Consider the following 25,433-nt stretch of genomic DNA (forward strand, 5'->3'; position numbering starts at 1 on the left):
CCGGGCGGCGGCGCCCGTCCTGGGTCTGCAGGGTCAGGGCGGGCAGGTCCCGGTGCACGACCGCGCCCGCGCCCGCCACCGCGCAGCGGCCCACGGTCCCGCCCGCCAGCACGGTGGCCCGTACGGCCACCCACGCGCCGTCCTCGACGGTGATCGGGGCGTTGCGGTAGCGGAAGTCGGAGACCCGGTGGTCGTGCGAGCCGGTGCACAGCATCGACTCCTGCGACAGGCACACGTGCGAACCGATGGTCAGGGGCTCCAGGTTGAGCAGCCAGACGCCCTCGCCGATCCACGTGTGGTCACCGACCTCCAGCTTCCACGGCCACAGCACGCGCACCCGGTGCCGGATCAGCACCCCCTCGCCGATCTTCGCCCCGAAGGCCCGCAGCAGCGCCACGCGCAGCCGGGCGGGACAGAACCAGGCCATGAAGAGGGTGTTCATCACGGCGAACCACAGGGCCTGCGTCAGCAGTCCCCGCCCCTTGTCGTATCCGGCCAGCGTGAAAGCAGGAAGATCGCGCAACAGTCGCCCCTCGTCGTCCGCCCCGGGCGCGCCTCCCCGGGCGCCGAACGCTCAGACTAAACTGCGCGCTGATCACTTACAGGGGTGGGGGCAACAGTGGCCACGGACATACGCGGACCCGCCGTGAAGCCGGTCCCGCCGTCCTTCGAGGACGAGTCCCAGTGGGGGAAGGTCACCGCCCCGCGGACCCTGCTCTCGCGGGCGCTGTCCGTGCCGCTCGCCCTCGGATTCACCGTCTTCCTCCCGCTCTTCGTCGCCGTCCAGCCCGGCGAAGGCCAGCACGACGCCGCATTCTGGCTCCAGTTGCTGCTCACCATGTACGCGGGCGCCCGGCTGTCCGCCATGGTCCTGACCAGCCGTCGGAAACTGCTCCAGGGCTCCTTCTGGCTCTTCGTCTACATGGCCATGGGCGTGGCCCCGCTCGCCCAGGCCGTCCTCGGCCGGGTCCCCACCCCCGTCGTGGGGCCCCGCTCCGACCTCACCCTCGCCATCGGCCTGGTCCTGCTCGGCTGTACGGCCTTCGACGTCGGCGTGCTGCTCGCCCGCCACCGGCCCGCGGGCCGTGCGGGCGGCGCCCCGGGCGAACCCCGGCCGCTCATGGCGCACCGGCGGCGGCTCCAGCTGCTGACCGTCCTCGCCTTCCTGGGCAGCGTGGCCTTCATCCTCAAACTCGGCGGCCCGGCCGTCTTCTTCTCCAGCCGCCAGGAGATCATCGCCGGGATCGAGGAGGCGGGCGTCTCCAACGGTGACGGCCAGGCCGGCCAGGCCCTGCTGCGCGGCTTCGGCACCGTGCCCGCGCTGCTCGCGCTGCTCCTGTACACGCGCTGGCTGATCACCTCGAGGTTCGCCCGGCGCAAGGTGTCGGTCATCGTCACCTGGTCGGCGCTGGCGGTGCTCAACCTGATCGTCAACAACCCGGTCTCCAACCCGCGCTACTGGTTCCTGACCGTGCTGTTCGCGCTGCTGTTCACCGTGTTCCCGGTGAGCGCCGCCATGTACCGGGTGGCGCTGTCGATGGCCGTCGTGGTCGCCCTGCTCGTCTTCCCCTTCGCGGACCGCTTCCGCTACGACGAGAAGAACTACAAGCCCGTCGAGACGACCTCGTTCCTGGAGCCCATGGCGCTCAAGGACTACGACCAGATCGGCATGTTCGCGAACACCATCACCTTCTCCGAGTCCGGCCCCGGCCACTTCTACGGGCGCCAGCTCGCCGGATCCGTCTTCTTCGCGGTGCCCCGCTCGGTGTGGCCGGGCAAGCCGCGCGACACGGGCGTGATGGTCGGCCAGTGGATGGGCACGGTCAACACCAACCTCTCCTCGCCCGTCTGGGCCGAGCTGTGGCTCGACTTCGGCCCGCTGGGCATGGGCGCCGGGCTGCTGGGCATCGGGTACGCCGCCGCGCGCGTGGACCGCCGCTACGCCGAGCGGGCCACGCGCCGCTCCGCACCGGGCAGCCTGATCTCCGTGGTGGTCCCGCTGGTCGCCGGGTACTCCTTCATCCTGCTGCGCGGTCCGCTGCTCCAGGCCTCCGGCCGGGTCGCGATCGCCGCGATGTGCCTCGCGCTCGTGGCCACGTACCGCCAGGACAAGGGCACCACCCTGCGCTGACGCGGCGCGGTCCTGGCCGCATGGCGCCAGGCAGCTTCGGGCCACCCCCGGCCCCTGGAACACCCCCCGCCCGCAGGACATGATCCTGTCAACGCCCCGAGAGGGGCCGGGGAAACGGGGCGGCGCCGCCGAGCGCTCCCCGCAGCCGCACACACCGCACCGCGGGGCGTCCGCGCAGCTGCGGACACGTGGCTCATTCGCGTCCGAAATCTGGGGGATTGTCATGTCTGCTCACACCATCCGTCCCTTGGGCGGGGCCACCACCTTCAGCCGTCGTGCGCTGACCTCGGTCACCGGTCTCGCCCTGGCCGCCTCCGGCCTGGTCGCCCTCGCCGCGTCCCCCTCCCACGCCGCGGGACCCGCCTACCAGATGCCCTTCAGCTGCAACCAGGCATGGCTGGGCAAGACGTACAGCGGTCACAGCCCCTCCGTGCAGTCGATCGACTGGACGCACGGCAGCACGACCGCCAACCAGCCCGTGCTCGCCAGCGCCGACGGCGTCGTCAGCATCGCCACGACCCTGACCAACCCGGATGGCTCGTACCGCAGTTACGGCAAGTACGTGGTCATCGACCACGGCAACGGCTCGAGGACCCTCTACGCCCACCTCAACGGTTACGACGTCAGCGCGGGAACCCGCGTCGTACGGGGCCAGAAGATCGGCGTCGTGGGCAACACCGGCAACTCCTCGGGCGCCCACCTTCACTACGAGCAGCAGTACAACGGCTCCGTCAAGCAGTCCGTCTTCGACGGCGTGCCCTTCCAGATGGGTACGACGCTGACCAGCCGCAACTGCGCCGACACGACGCCCCCGCCGGCGCCGTCGGGCCAGTGGCGGGCGCAGGTCGTGGTGGAGTCGGGCGGCGGCCTCCACCACGCGGTGCGCAACGCGGACCGCACGTGGACCGGCTTCGGCAACGTCGAAAGCGTGACCGGCGCGCTTCCGGGCGGGGTGCGGACCACCGCCGAGGCGGGCATCAACGGCGACACGCACGTCCTCGCCGTGACCAACGAGGGCAAGCTGTACCACTCCATCCGCTTCGCCGACCGCTCCTGGGCGGACTTCGGGGACGTCCACGCCGTCGCGGGCCCCCTGGCCAACGTGACGCACGTGGCGGCGGTCTCCTCGGGCACCGAGCTCCAGGTCGTGGTGGTGGCGGACGGCAAGGTCCACCACACGGTCCGCCGGGCGAACGGGACGTGGGCGCCGTTCGGCGCGGTCGGCAACCCGGGCGGGGCGCCGGTGACGAAGCTCGCGGTCGCCCAGGTGGGGACGGACACGCAGGTCGTGGCGGTCTCGAACGGTTCCCTCTTCCACACGGTCCGGCACGCCGACGGCACCTGGCTGGGCTGGGGCAACGCCTCCGCCGAGACGGGTGTGACCGGTGTCGAGGACGTCGCGGCGGCCGGTACGGGCGGTGACCTCCAGCTGGTGGTGACCACCGAGGGCGGTGCGAAGCGCTACCACGGGGCGCGTTACGCCAGTGGCCAGTGGGACCTGAACGACCTGTCCGCCGTCGTCCCGGCGAGCGTCACCGTCACCGACATCGCGGCGGCCGCGGTGGACAACGAGCTCCAGGCGGCCTTCGTCACCACCGACGGACGGGTCCTGCACACCATCCGCGCCGTGAACGGGACCTGGTCGCCCGCCGCCCCGGTCGACCTGACCGGCGTCCCCGGCACCCGGACCGGTGTCTCGATCACCGGCACCTACAGCTGACCCGGACACACCGCGGGCCCGGGACGACCACCGTCCCGGGCCCGCTCCCGCGCGACGCTCAGGCGGCGGCCGTGACCTCCGCCGGCACCTTCAGGCGGCCCACCCGCAGCCACCCGGCGGCGGCCTTCGCGGCGGAGCCCAGGGCCAGGCCCCAGGCGGCGCCCGCGACCCCCCACACGGCGTACCCGCCCAGCAGCAGGCCCACCGACAGCAGCGAGTACACCACCTGGAGCGAGAGGGTGGCCTTCGGACGGAGCACGCGCAGGGTCAGCAGCGCGCAGGTACCGAGGCCCATGACCGCGTACTGCGCGCCCGTGGCGGGCAGCAGGGCCGAGGCGGAGGCCCAGGTGTCGCCCAGCAGCTCCCGCCCCAGCCGGTCCGGCAGGGCGTACAGCACCGCCGCCCAGCCCGCGCCCAGTACCGCGAGGACCCCTCCCATCAGCGCGGTCAGCCGGACCACGCCCCGCTTGCCGGACGCCCGCCCGACCACCGGCGGCCCGAAGGCGTTCGCCGAGTTGAACAGCACGTTCAGCGGGCCGAAGAGGGTACTGGCGCCGCGCAGCGCACCGACGGCGAGCGGTGTCGCGAACACGCCGAGCCCGAGCACCGCCAGCTGGCTGGAGCCGTTGCCCACCGCGAACTCGACGACGAAGCGCCGCCCGAGGTGCCCGCGCCGCAGATAGGGCCGCAGGTCGCCGCGCACCCCGCGCACGAACGGCCGCAGCAGCCACAGGCCCAGCCCCAGCGCGGGCAGCGCGGACAGCCCCCACACCAGCACCAGCCGGCCCGCCGAAGCCCCGTACGGCTGCACGGCCAGCGCCCCGGCCACGCACCCCAGCCGCAGCGCGTCCGCGGCCAGCGCCCGCTCGGGCACCCGCAGGGCGGAGAAGCAGTAGCGCAGTCCGTCCTGGACGAGCACCGCCGGCAGGACGAGTCCCAGCGCGAGGAACGCCCACCCGGCGTCCCCGGGCACCGCGAGGCCCACAGCGGCCGGCACCAGCCCGGCGGCGGCCGAAGCGGCGGCCGTGAACAGCACGGAGGAACGGCACACCGTCGCCAGCCGCTCGCCCTTCTCCAGCACCACGGTCTGGCCGACGTACGCCATGTTCAGCCCGAGGAGCACGCTGAAGGCCACGTACACCGTCGAGAAGGCGGCGAAGCCCGAAGCGGACGACAGCCTGGCCGCCAGGACCAGGACCAGGATGTTCGTGGCGCTGGCGGCGGCCTGGTCCAGGACCGAGGAGACCGCGGCGAGTCCCCGCCGGCTCACCTGCGGCCCGTGCGGACGGTGCGCAGCGCCACCGTGTCGCTGCCGTCGCCCGGGACGCTCTCCCCGGCTCCGGCGCCCTCCCCGGCCGGCGGCTCCGGCCGTGCCGCGCCGTCGCCAGACGCGTCGTCGGCGGCCCCGGCGCGGGCCGCGCCGCGCTTGTCGGAGTGCGGCGGCGCGTGCAGCACGGCGCCCAGCACGGTCCCGCCGGCGCCGCTGATCAGCTCGCGGATCCGGGCCAGGTCGGTGCGGTGCACGGCACGCGGGTCGCAGACCACCAGGACGCCGTCGACCCGGTCGACCAGGGCGAGCGCGTCGGCGTACGAGAGGACGGGCGGCGCGAGCACCACGACGGTGGAGTTGGGGGAGTCGGCCTCGGCGATCAGCCGGGTGGTGCGCGGGGAGGTCAGCGCACGGGCCACGTTGCGCACCCGGTCGCCGGGGATCAGGTCGAAGTCGCCCGATTCCCCGGCGTCCACGACGAGCTGGCGTCCGTCGGGCCACTCGGGGGCGGCCGCGTCCGCGCCGCCCGGCGGCTGGCTCCAGCGCGGCCGCCCGGCCGCGTCCGTGGGGAGCTGGCTGGCCAGTACCGGGGTGCGCAGGTCGGCCTCGATGAGCAGGACGTCCTTGCCGGTCTCGGCGAAGGAGGCGGCCAGGTTCACGGCCACGGCGGCGGCCGTCTCGCTGCTGCCGCGCGGGGCGACGACCAGCAGTCGGCGCCGGTCCGCGAAACGGGAGTCGTAGGCCAGCCGGAAGGCCACCGAGCGGTACTCCTCGGCGAGCCGCGGATCGGCCTCCCCGGCCGCGAGGAGCGGGCCGCCGCCGGTCCGGTCCCGGGGCAGGTAGCCCAGTACGGGCGCGCGCAGGGACCGGGCCACGTCGCCCTCCGAGCGCGGCGCCGGGTCGAAGACGAGCCGGACCCATGCGGCGAGCAGGCCGAGCGCCAGGCCCACGGCCGCGCCCAGCGCGAGCGACATGGGGAGGCCCGGCCCGTCGGGAGCGGCGGGCGGGGTCGCGGCGCTGGTGACCCGGCCCGGGGTCATGTCCAGGGCCTGCAGCTTGGCGATGTTGCCGTTGAGGGTGTTGACCTTGTTCTGGAGGTCGGTCCGCGAGGAGAGGGCCGCGTCGCGGGCGGTTCCCGCCGGCATGTTGTTGATCTGCCGGGCCACCTCGTCGAGCTGCTTGGCGATCGGGTCGCGCTGGGCCTCGTACCCCTTGACCATCGTGTCGCGGGTGACGTCGAGGGCCTCCCGCCGCTTGAGCAGGTAGGCGGCGGCCATGCCGTTGGCGCGCTTGGCGGCCTCCTTGGGGGAGGCCGCGGTGTAGGTGAACCGGAGCACCATCGTCTGCGGCGGGTTGGTCACCTGGAGGCCGCCGCGGAGGGCCCGGAAGTCCTTGTCGGGCACGCCGAGCGTCTTCGCGGCCTGTTCGGCCGTGGAGCTGGAGAGCGCGACCTGGCGTTCCGAGCCGATGTTGATGGCCTTGTCGGGGGCCATGCTCGGGTTGAACGGGTCGTCGGTGGGTGCGCGCAGCACCACGTCCGCGACGGACACGTAGGTGTCCGACGTGGACACGCCGAGGTAGACGCCGCCCAGCAGGCCGACCGCCACGCCCGCGCCGAGGACCCGGCGGTAGCGCAGCAGCTGCTTGAACTGGTCGCGCAGGAGATCGGGTTCGTCCTCGGACGGGGCCGTCGCCGGGCGGTTCGTCTCGGTCACGGGCGCGGTCCCCCAAGTGCTTCGTCGATGAGTGCGTCGATGCGGGCCAGGCCCGCCTCGCGGCTCAGGTGGGCCGCCACGTGCGCCGGCCCCGCCGCGCCCAGGGCCTCCGCGCCCTCGGGGTCCTCGGCCAGGGACCGGACGGCCTTCAGCAGGGCCTCGGGGTCCTCCGGCGGTACGAGCACCCCGGCGCCCGAACGCTCCACCTCCTGCGCGGTTCCGCCCCGCGCCGCGACGGAGGCGACGACGGGCCGGCCGGCCTGGAAGTAGGAGGTGAGCTTGGACGGGACGCTCATGTCCAGCACGCCGGCGTGCTGCGTGACCGCGAGGACGTCCGCCGCGGCGAGGACGTCCGGGAACTCGCCGTCCGCGGCCGGGGGGATGATGTCCAGGTTCGGCACGTCGGCGGCGAGGCTCGCGAGCGCCGCGCGCTGGCTGCCGTCGCCCATGAGGACGAAGCGGACGTCCGGATCCAGCCGGGCGGCACCGACGAGGACTTCGAGGCCCTGCTTGAGGCCCATGTTCCCGGAGTGCAGGACGACGGTCTGGCCGGGCGCCCAGCCCAGGTGGTGGCGCGTCTCCCCGCGCGGCCTGGTGGGCCTCGGCACGTGGGACCAGTTGGGGACGAGACGGATCCGCCCCGGGTCCACGCCCATCGCCACGACCCGGTCCACGAAGGTCTCGTGGATGACGCCGACCAGGGTGGCCCGCCTGAGGGCGTACGCCTCCGCGCGCCCGGCGATCGCGGCCGCCTTGTCGCCGCCGCTGATGCCGCTCTGCGCGGCCGCGGCGCCCATCAGGTCCTGGACGACGGGTACGAACGGCACCTTCCAGCGGGCCGCGAGCCGTGCGGCCGTCACCCCGCCGGCGAGGCTCGGCATCTGCGCCATGACGGCGTCCGGCCTGGGCATCCGGGGCGGGGCCACCGCACCGTGCAGCAGGATCGATCCTTCGAAGAGGGCCCGTCGGAGGGCGGTCTGACGGGGCGGCACGGTGTGCGCGCGCCGGTGCACGGTGACCCCCGCGCGCCGTTCCGTGCGCCGCAGCGCCCCCTTGTACTCCGGCTCGAGCGACCAGGCCGGATAGTGCGGCATGCCCGCCAGGACGTGCGTGTCGTGGCCGGTACTCGCCCAGTGCTCCGCGATCTGGGTGGCGTACGGCCCTATGCCCGCATGCTCGGGGGCGTAGTTGGTGGAAACCAGCAGCAGGCGCCGGTGACCGGATGTGGACACTGAACGTCCCCTTCTCCCCTGGATGATGCGCACGTCACCCTATTCGTTCACCGACGGGCTATGGAACGTGCACGCTATTGTCTGCTGAACCGCCGCACCGGGGGGTGCGGCCGCTGGGGGGTAACCGATGACGGAGCGCGAATTGACCGATCCTGTGCCGTCCACGCGCAGGCCGTACCGGGTGGGATACGCGCCCGGTGCCTACGACCTCTTCCACATAGGCCACCTCAACATCCTCCGGCACGCCCGCAGCCGGTGCGACTACCTGGTGGCCGGCGTGGTCTCGGACGAGATGGCCGAACTGGCCAAGGGGCGGCGCCCGATGATCCCGCTCGTCGAGCGGCTGGAGATCGTCCGCAGCGTCAAGTACGTCGACGCGGCCTTCGTGGAGACGGTCCCCGACAAGGTGGAGACCTGGAGGCAGGTCCGCTTCGACGTCATCTTCAAGGGCGACGACTGGCGGGGCACCCCCAAGGGGGAGAAGCTGGAACGGGACTTCGCCGCCCACGGGGTCGACGTCGTCTACTTCCCCTACACCGTGCACACCTCCAGTACCCAGCTGCGCCGGGCCCTGGACGTCCTCGCCCAGCCGGCGGGCCCGCCGTTGGAGCAGCTCACCGCCGAACGGCGCTGAGCTCGCGGAACCACTTCGCCAGGAACGCCAGCAGGAACAGGGCGGCGACCGCGCCCAGGCCCGCGTACGCCCAGCGGAACAGCGTCCCGCCGCCCAGCAGCAGGAACACCAGGCAGAACACCCCGTAGTCCACGGGCAGCAGCGCCACCGCGCGCAGGGTCGACGGCGCGGCGGCCGGGCTGCCCGGGGCGGGCTTCGGCTTGAGCTTCTCGGTCAGCAGCCCGCCGAAGAAGGTGACGACCGCGGCGAACTGGAAGCCCAGCGGCACCAGCAGCCAGCCGTCCGAGCCGGTCCCGTAGGCCTCGGGGAACCGGTGGAAGGCGATGAGCACGCAGGCGTGCAGAGCGGTCAGCTTGGCGGCGTCCACGACGTGGTCGAGCCACTCGCCCGCCGCGCTCCCGCCACCGCGCAGCCGGGCCAGCTGGCCGTCGGCCGAGTCGAAGGCGAAGCCGACCGCGAGCGCCGCCCAGACGGCCACGCCCAGCCCCCACGAGGGCGCGGCCAGGGCGACCGCCGCCACGGCCGCGAAGCTGAACGCGGCGCTGACGAGGGTCACCTGGTTGGGGGTCAGGCCCAGCGCGTAGGAGCCGGCGGCCAGGTACCGGCCGGCGGGCCGGTTGACGAACCGCGAGTAGAGCGACACCCCCTTGGCCGACTTCTGCGCTCCCCGCAGTTCCCGGAGGGCGGTCCCGACTCTCCCCATGCGTGCCCCTGTTCATGTGGTCATGTGTTCGTGTGTTCACAGGAAGGGCACATCATCGCAGGGGGAGCGAAAGGTTCCGCTCCGGATCGGCCAACTCGCCTCAGGAGCGGGCGGGACGGCTCCGGCGAGCGGGCCGGCTCCGGCAGGCGGGCCGGCGAGCCACCGCAGGGCCGGCCCCCGCCCGCATGGCCCGCTCCCGCCCGCAGGGTCAGCTCACCACCCGCAGCAGCAGCACCGACCTCGCCGGAACCGTCAGCGGCTCCCCGCCCCGGTGCCGCGTCCCGGGCGGAGCCGCCTGCGCCTCCCGCGAGGTGTCCAGCACCAGCTCGTACGCCGTCGCCCACGGCGCGCCCGGCAGCACCCACTCCACCGGCCCGTCCCCGGCGTGCAGCAACGCCAGGAAGCTGTCGTCCGTCACCTGCCGGCCCCGCTCGTCCCGCCCCGGGATGTCCCGCCCCGAGAGGTACAGGCCCACCGCCGCGGCCGGCGCGTACCAGTCCCGCTCCGTCATCTCCGCCCCCGCCGGGGTGAACCAGGCCAGGTCCCGCAGCCCGTCCGCACCCTGGGCCCGGCCGGAGAAGAACGCCCGCCGGCGCAGCACCGGATGGGCCTGGCGCAGCGCGATCAGCCGCCGGGTCAGCGCGAACAGCCCGTTCCACTCCGGGTCGGACAGCAGCGACCAGTCCACCCACCCCGTCTCGTTGTCCTGGCAGTACGCGTTGTTGTTGCCGCCCTGCGTGCGCCCGAACTCGTCGCCCGCCACCAGCATCGGCACGCCCGTCGACAGCAGCAGCGTCGTCAGCAGGTTGCGCAGCTGCCGCCGCCGCAGCGCCCCGATCCGCGGATCCCCGCTCTCGCCCTCGGCCCCGCAGTTCCAGGACCGGTTGTCGTTGGTGCCGTCCCGGTTCGCCTCCCCGTTCGCCTCGTTGTGCTTGCGCTCGTACGAGACCAGGTCCCGCAGGGTGAACCCGTCGTGCGCCGTCACGAAGTTCACCGAGGCGTACGGCCGCCGCCCGCCCCACGCGTACAGGTCGCTCGACCCCGACAGCCGGTACCCCAGGTCCCGTACGTCGGGCAGCGCGCCCCGCCAGAAGTCCCGTACGGCGTCCCGGTAGCGGTCGTTCCACTCCGTCCACAGCGGCGGGAACGCGCCCACCTGGTAGCCGCCCGAGCCCACGTCCCACGGCTCCGCGATCAGCTTGACCCGCCGCAGCACCGGGTCCTGGGCGATCACCGCGAGGAACGGCGACAGCATGTCCACGTCGTGCATCGAGCGGGCCAGCGCCGCCGCCAGGTCGAAGCGGAAGCCGTCCACCCCCATCTCTGTCACCCAGTACCGCAGGGAGTCGGTGATCAGCCGCAGCACGTGCGGGCGCCCGGCGTGCAGGGTGTTCCCGCAGCCCGTGTAGTCGGCGTAGCGGCGCTGGTCGGGCTGGAGCCGGTAGTAGCCCCGGTTGTCGATCCCGCGCAGCGACAGGGTCGGGCCCAGTTCCCCGGCCTCCGCCGTGTGGTTGTAGACCACGTCGAGGATGACCTCGATTCCCGCCGCGTGCAGGGCCTTCACCATCCGTTTGAACTCGCCGACCTGCTGCCCCGCCGTCCCGCTGGCGGAGTACCCGGCGTGCGGGGCGAAGTACCCCACCGAGTTGTAGCCCCAGTAGTTGCGCAGCCCCCGCCGCAGCAGGTGGTCCTCGTGCGCGAACTGGTGCACCGGGAGCAGCTCCACCGCCGTCACGCCCAGCGTCTTCAGGTGCTCCACCGCCGCCGGATGGGCGAGCCCCGCGTACGTCCCGCGCAGCTCCTCGGGAACACCCGGATGGCGCATCGTGAACCCGCGCACGTGCAGCTCGTAGATCACCGAATCGGCCCAGGGCGTCTTCGGCCGGACGTCGTCCGACCAGTCGTCGTCATCGTGGACGACCACCCCCTTCGGGACGTACGGGGCCGAGTCCCTGTCGTCCCGGACCGTGTCCGCGATGTACTGCTGCGGCCAGTCCCGCACGTGCCCGTACACCTCCGGCGGCAGCGAGAACTCCCCGTCCACCGCCCGCGCGTACGGGTCCAGCAGCAGCTTCGCCGGGTTGTACCGGGCACCCGTCCAGGGGTCCCAGCGCCCGTGCACCCGGAACCCGTACCGCTGCCCGGGCCGCACGCCCGGGACGAAGCCGTGCCAGATCTCGTGCGTCAGCTCGGTCAGGGTGCAGCGGGTCTCCGCCCCCAGCGCGTCGAACAGGCACAGCTCCACCGCCTCCGCGCCCTGCGCCCAGAGCGCGAAGTTGGTGCCCTCCACCCCGGCCGGCCCCGCGTGGTAGCGGGCCCCCAGCGGGTGCGAGGAACCGGGCCACACCGGTGGCGGCGGGTGCGCGGCCGCCCGTAACACCTTGGCCTGGACCCGCGCCCGTACGGCGTCCATGCCCGCGACGGTCCTGCTGGCGTCGCTGGCGGCGGTATCCACCGCCTCTTGCTCGGCTGCGCTCGACACTGCCCGCCTCCACGGCTCCTGGGTACCGGCGGGGGAGTGCGGCCCGGCGTCCCGGCCGGGCCCGCCCCCGTCTGGTCCTTCCCACTGTTCTGCCCGGACTGTTCTGCCCGGAACGTGCCCGGCCCTCACGTTTCCCCCGGAGGGCCCCGGTCGTTGGAGGGGGCGTGACTCTTCTGACGAGGCGGGCAGGGGCGGGCTTGGCCGCCGTGGCGGCGTGGGCGGGCCTGCTGGGCGGGCTCACCGGCTGCACGGGGGACGGCAGGTCCCCCGTGGAGATCCAGCTGCCCGGCAAACCGCGCTCCCCCGACGAGGCCATCCGGATCACCCCCGGGGACAACGCCAAGGGCGTACCGGCCGACGGCCCGCTCCGGGTGCACGTCCCCGAGGGACGCCTCGAACGGGTGAGGGTCACCAAGGTCGAGGACGCCCAGGAGGAGGAGGTCCCCGGGGAGATCGCCGCCGACGGCCTCAGCTGGAGCCCCGACCCCGACGCCGGCCGGCTCGCGCTCGCCGCCAAGTACACCGTCGACGCGGTCGCCCTCGACGGGCACAACCGCCGCCAGGCCCGGCACACCACCTTCACCACCTACGTCCCCGAGGAGCGGTTCATCGGCTACTTCAAGCCCGAGAATCGCTCCACCGTCGGCACCGGGATGATCGTCTCCTTCAGCTTCAACCGGCCGATCAAGCAGCGAGCCGACGTGGAACGGGCCATCACCGTCACCGCCCGGCCGCCCGTTGAGGTCGTCGGCCACTGGTTCGGCGGCGAGCGCCTCGACTTCCGGCCCAAGGAGTACTGGAAGCCCGGAACCGAGGTCACCGTCAGGATGAAGCTGCGCGACATCGAGGGCGCGCCCGGCTCGTACGGCATCCAGGACAAGACCATCCGCTTCACCGTCGGCCGCTCCCAGGTCTCCACCGTCGACGCGGAGGCGCACACCATGGAGGTCCGCCGGGACGGGCAGCTGCTGTCGACCATCCCCATCAGCGCCGGAGCGCCCAAGAACACCACCTACAACGGCAAGATGGTGGTGATGGAGATGTTCGACGTGACCCGGATGAACGGCGCCACCGTCGGCTTCACCAGCGAGGACGGCAAGGGCGAGTACGACATCCCGGACGTCCCGCACGCCATGCGGCTCACCGCCTCCGGCACCTTCCTGCACGGCAACTACTGGGCCAGCCCCGACACCTTCGGCACCACCAACACCAGCCACGGCTGCGTGGGCCTGCGCGACGACAAGGGAGGCGGCTCGGACACCCCGGCGGGCTGGTTCTTCGACCGGACGCTGGTCGGCGACGTGGTGGAGGTCGTGAACTCGCAGGACAAGACCGTCGCCCCCAACAACGGACTGGGCGGCTGGAACATGTCCTGGGCCGACTGGGTGGCGGGCTCCGCCATCGGCTGACGCGCCGGCCCACCCGCCCGCCACACCTCCGCGGACACACCCCGGACGTCCCCGCACCCCGGAGAAGCGGCGCGATCGAGTGATTGTCGGACCGGAATGCCGTACGCGGAGAGTGTCTTCCGTCCCCGTGCCGGTGCGCGCCCGCAGCCTGTCAGGGCCATCGGCGCGGGCGGATGGCGCAGACAGCGGACGGAGTGTCATGTCAGCAAGGAACTGGACCCTCGGGCTGGCCGTGGGCGCCGTACTCGCGGCCGGGGCCCCCACGGCCCACGCCGCGGGCCCGGACGCCGAGCCCCCCACGGCGGCGCGCGCCCTCAGGGCCCCGCTGCCCGGCGGCCTCGGGCCCTGCATTCCGGGCGGTACCGGCCCCGGCGAGGGCTGCCCGTCCCCCTACCCGGACCCCAACAACCTGCCGTTCACCGGCCGCGACCGCAACATCAACGTGTTCGTCGGCGGGGACATGCTCGTCCGCCGGGGCGCCGCCGAGGCGGAGGGCAAGGTCGTCGTCCTCGGCGACTTCGACATGAACAAGTCCGCCGGCGGACTCGTCTACAACGTGGGCATCGCCGGAGTCGGCTCCCGGGTCCCCCCGCCGAAGGACTCCGACTTCCTCACCACCGGCGGGGACGTCACCGTGGCCCCCCGCCAGTCCCTCCTCGCCGACGGCGGAACCGTCCGCTACGCGGGCAGCCTCACCGGAACCGTCACCGGCATCCTCACCCACGACCCGGACGCCGCCGTCCCCTACAGCCGCCTGCGCGGCGAGCTCACCGCGGCCAGCACCTGCTACGCCCTGCCCGGGGGAGTCCCCCGCACGCCGACCGGCCGGGCCGTGTGGAGCGCCCAGGAGACCGTCTTCACCGGTGACGGGGCCTCGCCCCTCCAGGTCTTCAACGTCGACTTCGACCTCTCCGGCCCCTCCGGCGCGCAGCAGACCCTGCGCTTCGCCGGGATCCCGGACCACGCCACCGTCCTGGTCAACGTCACCGGGGAGTCCCCCGCCCTGCGCGTCAACAACGCCCTGCTGCCCGCCGGGCTGCGCGAGCGGCTGCTGTGGAACTTCCCCGACGCCCGGTCGGTCACCCTGGCCGGCTCGGCGCAGCTCGGCGGCAGCGTGCTGATCGGCCCGCGCGCGTCGGTCGCCACCGTCTCCGTCATCGGCCTGAACGGCCGGTTCTTCACCGCGGGCAGCGTGACCCACACCAGCCCGACGGAGACCACCGGCCTGGGCGCGGAGCTCCACGCCTACCCCTTCGACGGGGACCTGCCCGACTGCGCGCCGGTCCCGCCGGCCAGGGGCGCGGTGACGGTCGTCAAGCACGACGAGGACGGCCGGCCGCTGCCCGGTGCGCGGTTCGAGCTGTGGAAGGAGACCAACGGCCGCGACGGCCTCCAGTACGAGGGCCAGGACCCCGACACCAAGGTGGACGAGTGCACCACCCTCGCGGACGGAACCTGCCGGCGCGATGAGGAGCCCGGTACCTACTACTGGCGCGAGACGGCCCCGCCCCCCGGCTACGAGCTCCCCGCGGACCCGGTGCACGTGCTGGTCCTGACGGCGGAGAACGTCTCGGAGGGCGTCCGCCGGGTCGCGGTGAACCGCAGGACCCCGCAGCCGCCGGACGGCAGCGCCAGGGTGGTGCTGCGCAAGGTCGACAAGGACACCGGCGAGCCGCTGGCCGGCGCCCGCTTCGAGCTGTGGCGCGAGAGCAACGGGACCGCGGGCCTGCAGACCCGCGAGAGCGCCGACAGCCGGCTCGACGGCGTCTGCGTCACCGACGAACGGGGCTCGTGCACGGTCGAGCTGCCGGTGGGGGAGCGCTACTACTGGCGGGAGGTGGGCCTCCCGGCGGGCTACGAGCGCCCCGGAGACCCGGTCACCGCCTTCGAGCTGGAGCGGGGTGACACCGAGGAGGAGGTCGTCGTCACCGTCCCGAACCGGAAGGAGGAGGACCGGACCGGCACCATCAGGGTCCTGAAGAAGGACGCGAAGACGAAGCGGCCGCTGCGCGGGGCGGAGTTCGAGCTCTGGAGGGAGACCAACCACACCGCCGGCCTCCAGCAGCGCGGCATCAACGCCGACGAGCGGACCGGGGCCGAGTGCACCACCGGCCGGGACGGCGTCTGTTCCTTCGACGGGCTCGCCGACGGCGCGTACTACGTCGTCGAGGTGGACGTCCCCGAGGGCTACGCCCTGCCGCGCGACCCGGTGACCGGCCCGCTGACGCTGGACGGCCGGACCCCGGGCCACCGGATCGCCGTCACCCTCCTCAACCAGCGCGCGCACGACGGCCGGCCCTGCCCCTGCGAGGACAAGCCGGACCACGGGCGTCCCGAGCACGGGCGTCCGGAGCACGGTGGGCCAGAGCACGGGCGTCCCGACCACGGCCGCCCCGACCACGACGGGCCGGAGCACGGCCGTCCCGAGCACTGACGCACCGACGGTTCCGGCCGGTCCCCGGGTGACGGGCCCGGGGGCCGGCCGCGAGGGCCGACACCCCGGCCGCCCCGGCACTTGGGACGGAACGGTGACATGACTGTGCCTATTCGTAATCTCCCCATGTGATTTCCTGACGACAAGCGCGCGACTGTCCGTGCGCGGGGGACATGGGGAGAACACGAGTGAACCTGCAGCCGATACGCGGACGCGTCCGCACCGGCCTGCCGGCCGTTCTGCTGGGGGCGGCCCTGCTGCTGACCAGCGCGTGCAGCGGCGGGGGCAACAGCGCGGGCAGCGGCGGGGACAACGGCAAGCCCGGGGGCGGCACGGCCAAGACCGGCACCGAGGCGTCCAAGGCCGTGGTCAGCGTCAAGCCGGACGACGGGTCGAAGGAGGTCGCCACCAGCGGCGTCCTGAAGATCACCAGCAGCGGGGGCAAGCTGACCGCCGTGACGGTGGCCGACACCAAGGGCAACGCGGTGGAGGGCAAGCTGGCCGCCGACGGCGCGACCTGGGAGCCCGCCCGCCACCTGGCCGCCGCCACCGAGTACAAGGTGCACGCGGTCGCCAAGGACGAGGCCGGCCGCGAGTCCGCCAAGGACACCACCTTCACCACCCTCACTCCGCAGAACACCTTCGTCGGCCACTACACGCCCGAGGACGGCTCGACCGTCGGCGTGGGCATGCCGGTGTCCATCAACTTCACCCGCGGCATCACCAACACGGAGGCCGTCGAGAAGGCGATCACCGTGACGTCCGAGCCGTCCGTGCCGATCGAGGGCCACTGGTTCGGCAACGACCGCCTCGACTTCCGTCCCGAGAAGTACTGGGCCGCGGGCACCAAGGTCACCGTGAAGCTCGCGCTCGACGGCGTCGAGGGCCGCCCCGGCGTCTACGGCAAGCAGACCCGCACGGTCAACTTCACCATCGGCCGCTCCCAGGTCACCACGGTCGACGCGAGCTCCAAGAAGATGGAGGTCGTCCGCGACGGCCAGGTGCTCAAGACCATCCCGATCACCGCGGGCGCCCCGTCGACGACCACCTACAACGGACAGATGGTCATCAGCGAGAAGTACAAGGTGACCCGGATGAACGGCGCCACCGTCGGCTTCGGCGGCGAGTACGACATCTCCGACGTCCCGCACGCGATGCGGCTGTCGACCTCCGGCACCTTCGTCCACGGCAACTACTGGGCCTCCTCGAGCACGTTCGGCTCGGAGAACGTCAGCCACGGCTGCGTCGGCCTGGAGGACGAGCGCGGCGCCGGCGACCCCAACACCCCCGCGGCGTGGTTCTACAACGAGTCGCTGATCGGCGACGTGATGATCGTGAAGAACTCCAAGGACAAGCAGATCGCCCCGGACAACGGCCTCAACGGCTGGAACATGGACTGGGCGGAGTGGATCAAGTAGTCCCACCGCTCGCGTAGTCCCGGTGGCCCGGTGCTGTGACCCACAGCACCGGGCCACTTGGCGTTAACCGCCGCTAACCTTCCCCGTATGACCATCTCTCTCGAAGTCTCCGAAGGCGTCGGCACCATCCTGCTGGACCGCCCGCCCATGAACGCCCTGGACATCGACACCCAGGACCGGCTGCGCGCGCTCGCCGCGGAGGCCACCGACCGCGCCGACGTGCGCGCCGTCATCCTCTACGGCGGGGAGAAGGTGTTCGCGGCCGGCGCGGACATCAAGGAGATGCAGAACATGGACCACGCGGCCATGGTCGCCCGGTCCCGCGCGCTCCAGGACGCCTTCACCGCCGTCGCCCGCATTCCCAAGCCCGTCGTCGCCGCCGTCACCGGCTACGCCCTCGGCGGCGGTTGCGAGCTCGCCCTGTGCGCCGACTACCGCATCGCCGCCGACAACGCCAAGCTCGGCCAGCCCGAGATCCTGCTCGGCCTGATCCCGGGCGCGGGCGGCACCCAGCGGCTCTCCCGGCTGATCGGCCCCTCCAAGGCCAAGGACCTGATCTTCACCGGCCGCATGGTCAAGGCCGAGGAGGCCCTCGCCCTCGGCCTGGTGGACCGGGTCGTGCCCGCCGCCGAGGTGTACGAGCAGGCGCACGCCTGGGCCGCCAAGCTCGCCCAGGGCCCGGCGATCGCGCTGCGCGCCGCGAAGGAGTGCGTGGACGCGGGCCTGGAGGCCGACATCGACACCGGCCTGACCATCGAACGCAACTGGTTCGCGGGCCTGTTCGCCACCGAGGACCGCGAGCGCGGGATGCGGAGCTTCGTCGAAGAGGGCCCGGGCAAGGCCAAGTTCGTCTGAGCGCAGCCGTATGAGCAAGCCGTATGAGCGCCGCCGTGCGGCGGGTGCCTCGAGGGCCGCATGAGCTCGGCTGCACGAAACCCGTGCGGGTGGATTAGCCAGGCCTTAAGGCAGCCTTAAGGGCCATCGGTGATCCACCGACCGTGATCGCCGGGCCGCGCACCGTCACCGCAGGTGAGAGTCGTCCGTGCGGCCCTCGGTTGCCCGTCGCATATGCCGGTACGCCCCCTCGGGACCCTCGGTTCCGGGGGGTGTATTCCCGCGGAACGGCCCGGGCGGGTGTGCGGGCCGTCCATGATGGGTGCATGGCGGGCCTGGAGGGTGTGGAACAGCCGCGGCAGCGCAGCAGCGCTTCGGCCGTACGGCTGACGGCGGCGGTCGAGGACGAACAGGGCCTGAGGGCCCTGGAGTTGTACGGGAACCCGTCCGAGGCGGAGGTGACGTTGCCGTCCATGCCGGAGTCCGCCGGTACGGCCCGCCGGCTCACCCAGAGCGTCGTGGTCCGCTTCTGGGGCCTGTCGCCGCAGATCTCCGAGCACGCCGTCCTGCTGGTCTCCGAGCTCGTCGGCAACGCCGTCCGCCATACCGGGGCGAGGTCGTTCGGCTTACGCATGCTGCGCCGGCGCGGGTGGATCCGGGTGGAGGTGCGCGATCCCTCGCGGGGGCTGCCCTGCCTGATGCCGGTCCACGAACTGGACACCACCGGCCGGGGGTTGTTCCTCGTGGACAAGCTCTCCGACCGCTGGGGCGCGGACCTGCTGCCGCGCGGCAAGATCACCTGGTTCGAGATGCGGGTCGCCGACCGCTGAGGGCCCCGGAACGCCAGAAACCCCCTCTTGCCCAGGTGGGGCGCGGCGGGGGTTTCATGGGTGCGCCGAGGACCGGTGGGGTGTGTGATCCTCGGCGAGGACTTCGCTCGGGTCAAAGGGAAGCCGTGGTTCCGACTATGGCAGACGAGTCACGGAACGCCAAAAGTCCCGACTCGGACATAAGTGTGCATATCCCAAGAGTTTCCATCTAAATCCTAGGTGAGATGGGCCACTCACCTCGCAATCAGCGAATAAATATCGACCGCTCTGTGTAAATCGTTGATCACATAGCGGACGATCGCCCCTGAGGGGCCATTCGACGGAAGTCCCAAATTGGGTCAATCATTACCTTCGGCGCCATCCGGCCCTTAAATGGGCGGGTGCTCTGTTACCCAGACCGTCGTACGGCCCTGCGCGCCACGGCGGCGGCCGCCGCCGGCGTCCTCACCGCGGCCTGCGACACGGACGGCGGTCCGGCGGCGCCGGGACCCGCCCGGGCCGCTCCCGCCCGTCCCGCCCGGCCGGCCGGGCCGGCACCGGCCGCCCCGCGGCGCTTCCCCGGGCAGCCCGTGGAGATCGCGCACGGCCCCCGCGACCGGCCCCGGGTCGCCCTCACCTTCCACGGCAACGGGGACCCCGCCATCGCCCGGACCGTACTCGCCACCGCGGAGAAGTCCGGCGCGCGGGTCACCGTACTGGCCATCGGCAGCTGGCTCGACGAACACCCCGCCATGGCCCGGCGGATCCTCGACGGCGGGCACGAACTGGGCAACCACACCCAGCGGCACCTCGCGATCAACCACATGTCCGAGGCGGACGCCTACGCCGAGATCGCCGGCTGCGCCCAGCGCCTCAAGCGCCTCACCGGCTCGATCGGCACCTGGTTCCGCCCCTCCCAGACCCAGTACGCCACCCCGCTCGTCCGGCGGCTCGCCCAGCGGGCGGGCTACCCGCACGTCCTCTCGTACGACGTGGACTCCCTCGACTTCACCTCGCCCGGCGCGGCGGCCGTCATCCGCAACGTCACCGGGACCATCCAGCGCGGATCGGTGGTGAGCCTGCACTTCGGCTACGCGGACACGGCCGACGCGATGCCGCCCCTCCTCGAAGAACTCGCGCGCCGCGAACTGCGCGCGGTGACCACCACGGAGCTGCTGACCTCATGAAGACCACCCGCCTTCCCCGGAAGGCCACCGTGCTGCTGGCCGGTCTGGTCCTCGCCGCCCTGGCCGGCTGCGGATCGGCAGACGAGTCCCCCGCCGAGGCGCTCGGCTCCAAGGGGCCGGCCAAGCCCGTCAAGGCCGTCCCCCCGGCCGCGCCGCCCGGGCTGCCCGGCATGCCCCCGCTGCTCGACCCCCACGACGTGTACGCCGCCGACCGGCCGAACCGGCTCTCCCCGGTGGTCAAGGACTTCCCGTCCCGCGTCTACGTGCCGAACACCAACTCCAACACGGTGTCCGTCATCGACCCGGCCACGTACAAGGTCGTCGACACCATCCCGGTCGGGGTCCAGCCGCAGCACGTGGTGCCCTCCTGGGACATGAAGACCCTGTGGGTCAACAACAACCGGGGCCACACGCTCACCCCGATCAACCCGGCCACCGGCGAGGCGGGCAAGCCGGTCGAGGTGCACGACCCGTACAACCTGTACTTCACGCCCAACGGCAAGTACGCGGTCGTGATGGCCTCCATGGACCGCGAGCTGGTCTTCCGCGATCCCCACACCATGGACCGCGTCAAGACGGTGCCCGTCACCTGCTTCGGGGTCAACCACGCCGACTTCTCGGCCGACGGCCGCTACTTCATCGTCAGCTGCGAGTTCTCCGGCGAGCTCCTCAAGGTCGACACCGAGAAGATGGAGGTGATCGGCCAGCAGAAGCTGCCCTTCGAGGGCGCGATGCCGCAGGACGTGAAGATCTCCCCGGACGGGAAGACCTTCTACGTCGCGGACATGATGGCGCACGGCATGTGGGTGCTCAGCGGCGACACGTTCGACGTCCCCAAGCTGCTGCCCACCGGCAAGGGCTGCCACGGGCTGTACGTCAGCCGCGACTCCCGGGAGATGTACGTCTCCAACCGGGGCGAGGGCAGCGTCTCGGTCTTCGACTTCAAGGAGAACCGGCTCACCAAGAAGTGGCAGCTGCCGGGCGGCGGCAGCCCCGACATGGGCGGGGTCTCCGCCGACGGCAAGGTGCTGTGGCTGTCGGGCCGCTACAACTCCGAGGTCTACGCGATCGACACCGCCACCGGCAAGCAGCTCGCCCGGATCCCCGTCGGCGGCGGCCCCCACGGCCTCGCCGTGTACCCGCAGCCCGGCCGCTACTCCCTGGGCCACACGGGCATCTTCCGCTAGGCCGTGAAACAACGGTGCCCCGGGAGCTCGCACAGCTCCCGGGACACCGTGTCCGTGGGGCCGCCGACGGACGGCCGGAACGCGCCGGCCGTGCCGGCCGGGCGGAACGCGGGGCACGTCGCCACCGCTCCGGCGGAATGCGCGCCGGGCCCTCAACTGCCCGCGGGTGGGGCGGCCATGCCGGTACGTTATGCCGCGATCCCGGAGCGTGACAAGCCGAAGCCGGATCCATCAGCTGGAATTAAAGCTTCCGCCCACCCGGTGACCGCTTCCGGCGGAGCGCGCGCGAGCCGCCGGTTCCGCTCCGCGGCCCGGACGGGACCCCGCGAGTGCCCGCGCGCCCGGTGCCGTTACCCTGAGCCGGTCAACAAGCACCGAGAAGGGGTGGACCCAGTGGCTGACATCGAGAGCGCACGGGCGACGTTCGACAAGTTCGACGTGAACGGTGACGGCTTCGTCACGGCCGACGAGTACAGCGCGGCCATGAAGGCGATGGGTGACCACTTCGTCACCGCCGCGATCGCGGACTCCGTGATCGCCGCCAAGGACAGCGACGGCGACAAGCTGATGAGCTTCGACGAGTTCTGGGCCTCCCTGAACAAGTAAGCGCGGCGCGTCCGCCTCCGCTCCGCACGCCGGGGCGGGGGCGCGTCAGGCCCCGCCCTCCGGCGGCGCCTGTGCCGAAGCCAGCTCCTCCACCTCGGACAGCGCTTCCTCCAGCCAGCTCAGCCAGAACCCCTCCAGGGCGATGCCGCCGTGCAGCACGAGCCGGCGCAACCGGTCCGCGGCCGCGTCCCGCCCCGGCGGGAAGTCCTTCGCCTCGATGGCCTCGTACGTGGCCAACTGCGCCCGGTGCAACTCCAGATGGCGCCGCAGCTCCGGCCCCAGCCGCTGCGGACCGACCACCGCCGCCGCACGGATCCGCAGCAGCAGCGCGTCCCGCACCGGCTTCGGGTCCTGGCTCTCGTCCACCCACCGGGCCAGCTCCGCCCGGCCGTCGGGCAGCACCTCGTACTCCTTCTTCTGCCCGCGCACGGGCACCTCGCTCGGCAGCGCCCGGATCAGCCCGGCCTCCTCCAGCCGCCCCAGCTCCCGGTAGATCTGCTGGTGCGTCGAGGACCAGAAGTAGCCGATCGACTTGTCGAACCGCCGGGTCAGCTCCAGCCCCGACGAGGGCTTCTCCAGCAGGGCGGTCAGGATGGCGTGCGGCAGCGACATGCCGCCATCCTAGGTTTGCGGCCGGGCCGGCGGCGCCGCCGGCCGCCACTCGGCCAGCGCCTCCGGCACCCGGGGACCGGGCAGGCCCGCCGCCAGCAGGCCGTGCGCGCGCAGGAGGGCCGTCACCGCCGGCGCCCAGGCCTGGCGCAGGCCCGCCGCCGCCAGCAGCTCCGGGTCCGAGAGCAGCTCCCCGGCGGGGCCGGTGCGGATCCCGGCCGGGGTCAGCACGGCCGCGTCGTCGGCCCAGCGGACCGCGAGGTCCACGTCGTGGGTGGCCATGACCACCGTCGTGCCGGTCGCGCGCAGCCCCGCGAGGACGTCCAGGAGGCGTTCCTGCCCGTCCGGGTCGAGCCCGGCGGTCGGCTCGTCCAGGATCAGCACCCGCGGGGCCATCGCCACCGCGCCCGCGATCGCCGCGCGCTTGCGCTGCCCGTACGACAGCAGGTGCGTCGGGCGGTCCCGCAGCGCGGTGATGTCCAGCGCGGCCAGGGCGGCGTCCACCCGCTCACGGACCTCCGCGGCCGGCAGCCCCAGGTTCATCGGGCCGAAGGACACGTCCTGCCCGACGGAGGCGGCGAAGAGCTGGTCGTCCGGGTCCTGCACCACCAGCTGCACCGAGGTCCGCAGCCGGACCAGGCCCTTGCGGTCGTACGCCACCTCCGCGCCGTCGAGGCGCAGCGCCCCCGTGCCGGGCCGCAGTCCGCCGCTCAGCAGCCGCATCAGCGTGGTCTTGCCGCTGCCGTTGCGGCCCAGCAGTACCAGCGCCCGGCCCTCGGCGATGGCGAAGTCCACCCCGGACAGCACGGCCGGGCCGTCCTCGTACGCGTAACCCGCGCCGACCAGCTCCACCAACGGGGTCACAGCCACAGCTCCTTCAGTGCGAGGGTCCCCGCGACCAGGGCGGCCAGCAGGGCGGCGGACCCCGTCAGGAACCGCCGGGACAGCGCCGCGTCGGGTACGAGCACCCGCAGCGCGCCGTCGTAACCGCGCCCCGCCAGCCCCTGCTGGAGCCGGGCGGCGCGGTCGAAGGCCCGGACGAACGAGGTCGCCGCGAGCCCGGCCAGCGAACGCCACACCGCGGCCCGGCTCGTCTGCCCGAGCCGGGCCGCCTGGGCGCGGCGCACCTGGGCCATCGAGTCCAGCAGCAGGAAGCCGATCCGGTACATGACCAGGGCCACGTCCACCACGGGCGCGGGCACCCCGGCCCGCACCAGCCGGGGCAGCACGTCCGAGACCGGCGTGGTGAAGGCGAACAGCAGCACCCCGAGCGAGGCCGCGGAGGTGCGCAGCAGCAGCTCGGCCGCGTGCCGGGGCCCGTCCGGGGCCAGGGCGAGGAAGCCGCCGGGGCCGCCCACCGAGACCAGCAGCGGCAGCGCCCCGGTCACGCAGAACCCGAGCGGGACCCGGAAGGCCCGCCACAGCTGCCGCCCGGGCACCCCGGCGGGCCCGAGCAGCACGGCCAGGGTCGCGGCGGCGACCAGCGGCCCGCCGGGCCAGGGCGGCAGGCACACGGCGGTGACGGTGAGCCCGAGCCCCAGCAGGGCCTTCTCCAGGGGGTGGCGGCCCCGCCAGCGGCTGGAGTGGGCCGCCACGTCGATCGGCAGCACCGCCTACGGCTCCGGGGTGGTGCGGGTCTTCTCGGCCGCCCCGGCCTCGGCGAGGGCCTGTGCGGCACCCTGGCGCCGGCCCCTGCGGACGCCGAAGTAGTAGGCGAGCACGCCCGCGCCGAGCGCCGCCTGGAGCGCGAACAGCGCCGACTCGATCTCGGCCGAGGGGGGCTCGTACAGCGGGGAGAACCAGGGCTCGTAGTCCGGCTCCAGCTCCGTGATGGCCGCCTCCGCCTGGGCGTCGGCGCCGGTGAACGGCTCCTCCTTGCCGTCGCCGAGTCCCAGCGCGAGCGGGATCACGGCCAGTGCCGCCACCAGGAGCAGCAGCAGGGTGTTGATCTTCGTGTTCCTGGTCATCAGAGGGCCGCCCCCTGCTCGGTCCGCTTGCCGCCGGTCAGCTTCGTGACCCCGAGCCGGACCAGGTCCGCCGTGCTGGACTGCATCAGCAGCCGCATCACGAGGACGGTCAGCAGGCCCTCGCTGACGGCGAGGGGGATCTGGGTGAGCGCGAAGATGCCCGCGAACTTCTCCAGGGAGCCCAGGAAGCCGCTCGCCGGGTCGGGGAAGGCAAGCGCCAGCTGGACGGAGGTCACGCAGTAGGTGATCAGGTCGGCGAAGAACGCGCCGAAGAAGACGGTCACCATCAGCGGCAGGCCGAACCTGCGCAGCAGCCGGTAGGCGCCGTAGCCCGCCCAGGGCCCGGCGACGGCCATCGAGAACACGTTGGCGCCCAGCGTGGTGAGCCCGCCGTGGGCCAGCAGCAGCGCCTGGAAGAGCAGGGTGATCGTGCCGAGCACCGCCATGACCGGCGGACGGAAGAGGATGGCCCCGAGCCCCGTCCCCGTCGGGTGCGAGCAACTTCCCGTCACAGAAGGGATCTTCAGGGCGGACAGGACGAACGTGAACGCACCGGACGCCCCGAGCAGCAGCGTGCTCTCCGGGTTCGCCTTCACCTCGCGGGTCAGGGCCCGGACCCCGTGGACGACGAAGGGGGCGGACGCGGCGCCCCAGGCGGCCGCGTGCAAAGGGGGCAGGAACCCCTCGGCGATATGCATGAGTTGGGAGACCTCTCCAGCACCTCGTGGATGGACGACGCGCCTCGGCCGGTCTCCTGGCTCACGGGTCATGATGCCCGGGCTCCGCCTTCCCGGGCCCGTGCGGTCTTCCGCGTGGGCCCAGTGGCCTACCCGCTGGGGGCGCCTCCCGGACGGCGTCTGGGAGGATTGGAGCCGGACTTCCCGATTACAGTGGCGAGGGCCGCACCGGTTTTCCACCGGTTTCCCGAACACCAAGGCCCGATGACCCTAGTCGTCCGCACGGACCGTCACAACCCGGACCCCGGGCACCGGTGGCCGCCCCCCCCGATACGACGGCGGGGGGGGGGGGGGGGGGCTCCCGCGGCCCCCCCCCATCCCCCCCCCTACCCGCGAGGGGGTTGGTGGG

General features: G+C 73.0%; 22 protein-coding genes and 1 riboswitch. Of the genes, 11 read left to right on the forward strand and 11 right to left on the reverse strand.

Going from position 1 to position 25,433, the window contains the following annotated elements:
* The coding region (locus tag ACZ4WZ_RS10390; protein WP_467887756.1) for a WcaF family extracellular polysaccharide biosynthesis acetyltransferase at nucleotides 1-523 on the reverse strand (523 nt) is incomplete at its 3' end.
* Between the two features lie 96 nt (nucleotides 524-619).
* On the opposite strand from ACZ4WZ_RS10390, the gene ACZ4WZ_RS10395 reads away from it, so the two are divergent.
* Both ACZ4WZ_RS10395 and ACZ4WZ_RS10400 read left to right on the forward strand, forming a co-directional pair.
* The gene (locus tag ACZ4WZ_RS10395; protein ID WP_467887759.1) at nucleotides 620-2,131 is read left to right on the forward strand and encodes a hypothetical protein; all 1,512 of its coding nucleotides are present in this window, start codon (nucleotides 620-622) and stop codon (nucleotides 2,129-2,131) included.
* Between the two features lie 223 nt (nucleotides 2,132-2,354).
* The gene (locus ACZ4WZ_RS10400; protein ID WP_467887762.1) at nucleotides 2,355-3,851 is read left to right on the forward strand and encodes a M23 family metallopeptidase; all 1,497 of its coding nucleotides are present in this window, start codon (nucleotides 2,355-2,357) and stop codon (nucleotides 3,849-3,851) included.
* 58 nt (nucleotides 3,852-3,909) lie between these two features.
* On the opposite strand, the gene ACZ4WZ_RS10405 is transcribed toward ACZ4WZ_RS10400, so the two are convergent.
* The 3 genes from ACZ4WZ_RS10405 to ACZ4WZ_RS10415 are packed head-to-tail and all read right to left on the reverse strand — an operon-like array spanning nucleotide 3,910 to nucleotide 8,038.
* A complete protein-coding gene (locus ACZ4WZ_RS10405; protein ID WP_467887765.1) occupies nucleotides 3,910-5,121 on the reverse strand; it encodes an MATE family efflux transporter in 1,212 nt (403 codons plus the stop codon).
* Entirely contained in the window at nucleotides 5,118-6,836 is a 1,719-nt protein-coding gene (locus ACZ4WZ_RS10410) for a lipopolysaccharide biosynthesis protein (RefSeq protein ID WP_467887768.1), read from the reverse strand. The genes ACZ4WZ_RS10405 and ACZ4WZ_RS10410 overlap by 4 nt, the downstream gene beginning before the upstream one ends.
* A complete protein-coding gene (locus ACZ4WZ_RS10415; protein WP_467888043.1) occupies nucleotides 6,833-8,038 on the reverse strand; it encodes a glycosyltransferase family 4 protein in 1,206 nt (401 codons plus the stop codon). The genes ACZ4WZ_RS10410 and ACZ4WZ_RS10415 overlap by 4 nt, the downstream gene beginning before the upstream one ends.
* 172 nt (nucleotides 8,039-8,210) lie before the next feature.
* Between ACZ4WZ_RS10415 and ACZ4WZ_RS10420 the strand changes: the two genes are divergently transcribed.
* A complete protein-coding gene (locus ACZ4WZ_RS10420; RefSeq protein WP_467887771.1) occupies nucleotides 8,211-8,702 on the forward strand; it encodes an FAD synthase family protein in 492 nt (163 codons plus the stop codon).
* Here ACZ4WZ_RS10420 and ACZ4WZ_RS10425 read toward each other — a convergent pair.
* Both ACZ4WZ_RS10425 and glgX read right to left on the reverse strand, forming a co-directional pair.
* Nucleotides 8,683-9,405, reverse strand: coding sequence for a CDP-alcohol phosphatidyltransferase family protein (locus ACZ4WZ_RS10425; protein WP_467887774.1), 723 nt, complete (start codon nucleotides 9,403-9,405; stop codon nucleotides 8,683-8,685). The genes ACZ4WZ_RS10420 and ACZ4WZ_RS10425 overlap by 20 nt on opposite strands.
* Nucleotides 9,406-9,613: 208 nt before the next feature.
* On the reverse strand, nucleotides 9,614-11,887 hold the full coding sequence (gene glgX, locus ACZ4WZ_RS10430) for a glycogen debranching protein GlgX (RefSeq protein WP_467887777.1): 2,274 nt from the start codon (nucleotides 11,885-11,887) through the stop codon (nucleotides 9,614-9,616).
* 173 nt (nucleotides 11,888-12,060) lie between these two features.
* Here glgX and ACZ4WZ_RS10435 point away from each other — a divergent pair, with 173 nt between their 5' ends.
* The 8 genes from ACZ4WZ_RS10435 (at nucleotide 12,061) to ACZ4WZ_RS10470 (ending at nucleotide 21,771) form a co-directional block, all read left to right on the forward strand.
* Nucleotides 12,061-13,296, forward strand: a complete 1,236-nt coding sequence (locus ACZ4WZ_RS10435) for a L,D-transpeptidase (protein WP_467888046.1) — start codon at nucleotides 12,061-12,063, stop codon at nucleotides 13,294-13,296.
* 199 nt (nucleotides 13,297-13,495) lie between these two features.
* Nucleotides 13,496-15,730 (forward strand): choice-of-anchor A family protein, encoded by a 2,235-nt coding sequence (locus ACZ4WZ_RS10440; RefSeq protein WP_467887780.1) that lies wholly within the window; start codon nucleotides 13,496-13,498, stop codon nucleotides 15,728-15,730.
* A 173-nt stretch (nucleotides 15,731-15,903) separates the two neighbouring features.
* Nucleotides 15,904-17,148 carry a L,D-transpeptidase gene (locus tag ACZ4WZ_RS10445; RefSeq protein WP_467887783.1) on the forward strand — a complete coding sequence of 415 codons (1,245 nt, stop codon included), beginning with the start codon at nucleotides 15,904-15,906 and terminating at the stop codon, nucleotides 17,146-17,148.
* 87 nt (nucleotides 17,149-17,235) lie between these two features.
* Nucleotides 17,236-18,003, forward strand: a complete 768-nt coding sequence (locus ACZ4WZ_RS10450; protein ID WP_467887786.1) for an enoyl-CoA hydratase/isomerase family protein — start codon at nucleotides 17,236-17,238, stop codon at nucleotides 18,001-18,003.
* A 200-nt stretch (nucleotides 18,004-18,203) separates the two neighbouring features.
* Nucleotides 18,204-18,812: an ATP-binding protein gene (locus tag ACZ4WZ_RS10455; protein ID WP_467887789.1), complete on the forward strand. Its 609-nt coding sequence runs from the start codon at nucleotides 18,204-18,206 to the stop codon at nucleotides 18,810-18,812.
* A gap of 380 nt (nucleotides 18,813-19,192) precedes the next feature.
* Nucleotides 19,193-19,978 (forward strand): polysaccharide deacetylase family protein, encoded by a 786-nt coding sequence (locus tag ACZ4WZ_RS10460; protein ID WP_467887792.1) that lies wholly within the window; start codon nucleotides 19,193-19,195, stop codon nucleotides 19,976-19,978.
* Nucleotides 19,975-21,165 carry a YncE family protein gene (locus ACZ4WZ_RS10465; protein ID WP_467887794.1) on the forward strand — a complete coding sequence of 397 codons (1,191 nt, stop codon included), beginning with the start codon at nucleotides 19,975-19,977 and terminating at the stop codon, nucleotides 21,163-21,165. The genes ACZ4WZ_RS10460 and ACZ4WZ_RS10465 overlap by 4 nt, the downstream gene beginning before the upstream one ends.
* 393 nt (nucleotides 21,166-21,558) lie before the next feature.
* Nucleotides 21,559-21,771 carry an EF-hand domain-containing protein gene (locus ACZ4WZ_RS10470; protein ID WP_467887797.1) on the forward strand — a complete coding sequence of 71 codons (213 nt, stop codon included), beginning with the start codon at nucleotides 21,559-21,561 and terminating at the stop codon, nucleotides 21,769-21,771.
* Between the two features lie 45 nt (nucleotides 21,772-21,816).
* Here ACZ4WZ_RS10470 and ACZ4WZ_RS10475 read toward each other — a convergent pair whose 3' ends face one another.
* The 5 genes from ACZ4WZ_RS10475 to ACZ4WZ_RS10495 are packed head-to-tail and all read right to left on the reverse strand — an operon-like array spanning nucleotide 21,817 to nucleotide 25,045.
* Complete coding sequence (locus tag ACZ4WZ_RS10475; protein WP_467887799.1) at nucleotides 21,817-22,383, reverse strand: PadR family transcriptional regulator; 567 nt, start codon at nucleotides 22,381-22,383, stop codon at nucleotides 21,817-21,819.
* 9 nt (nucleotides 22,384-22,392) lie between these two features.
* Nucleotides 22,393-23,250: an ATP-binding cassette domain-containing protein gene (locus ACZ4WZ_RS10480; RefSeq protein WP_467887802.1), complete on the reverse strand. Its 858-nt coding sequence runs from the start codon at nucleotides 23,248-23,250 to the stop codon at nucleotides 22,393-22,395.
* Complete coding sequence (gene cbiQ, locus ACZ4WZ_RS10485; RefSeq protein WP_467887805.1) at nucleotides 23,241-23,990, reverse strand: cobalt ECF transporter T component CbiQ; 750 nt, start codon at nucleotides 23,988-23,990, stop codon at nucleotides 23,241-23,243. Before cbiQ ends, ACZ4WZ_RS10480 begins: the two co-directional genes overlap by 10 nt.
* A 3-nt stretch (nucleotides 23,991-23,993) precedes the next feature.
* On the reverse strand, nucleotides 23,994-24,347 hold the full coding sequence (locus ACZ4WZ_RS10490) for an energy-coupling factor ABC transporter substrate-binding protein (RefSeq protein WP_467887808.1): 354 nt from the start codon (nucleotides 24,345-24,347) through the stop codon (nucleotides 23,994-23,996).
* On the reverse strand, nucleotides 24,347-25,045 hold the full coding sequence (locus tag ACZ4WZ_RS10495) for an energy-coupling factor ABC transporter permease (RefSeq protein ID WP_467887810.1): 699 nt from the start codon (nucleotides 25,043-25,045) through the stop codon (nucleotides 24,347-24,349). Before ACZ4WZ_RS10495 ends, ACZ4WZ_RS10490 begins: the two co-directional genes overlap by 1 nt.
* 29 nt (nucleotides 25,046-25,074) lie before the next feature.
* A riboswitch (cobalamin riboswitch) is annotated at nucleotides 25,075-25,298 on the reverse strand.
* Between the last annotated feature and the right edge of the window lie 135 nt (nucleotides 25,299-25,433).

It is taken from the genome of Streptomyces sp. NPDC029122, assembly GCF_055569445.1.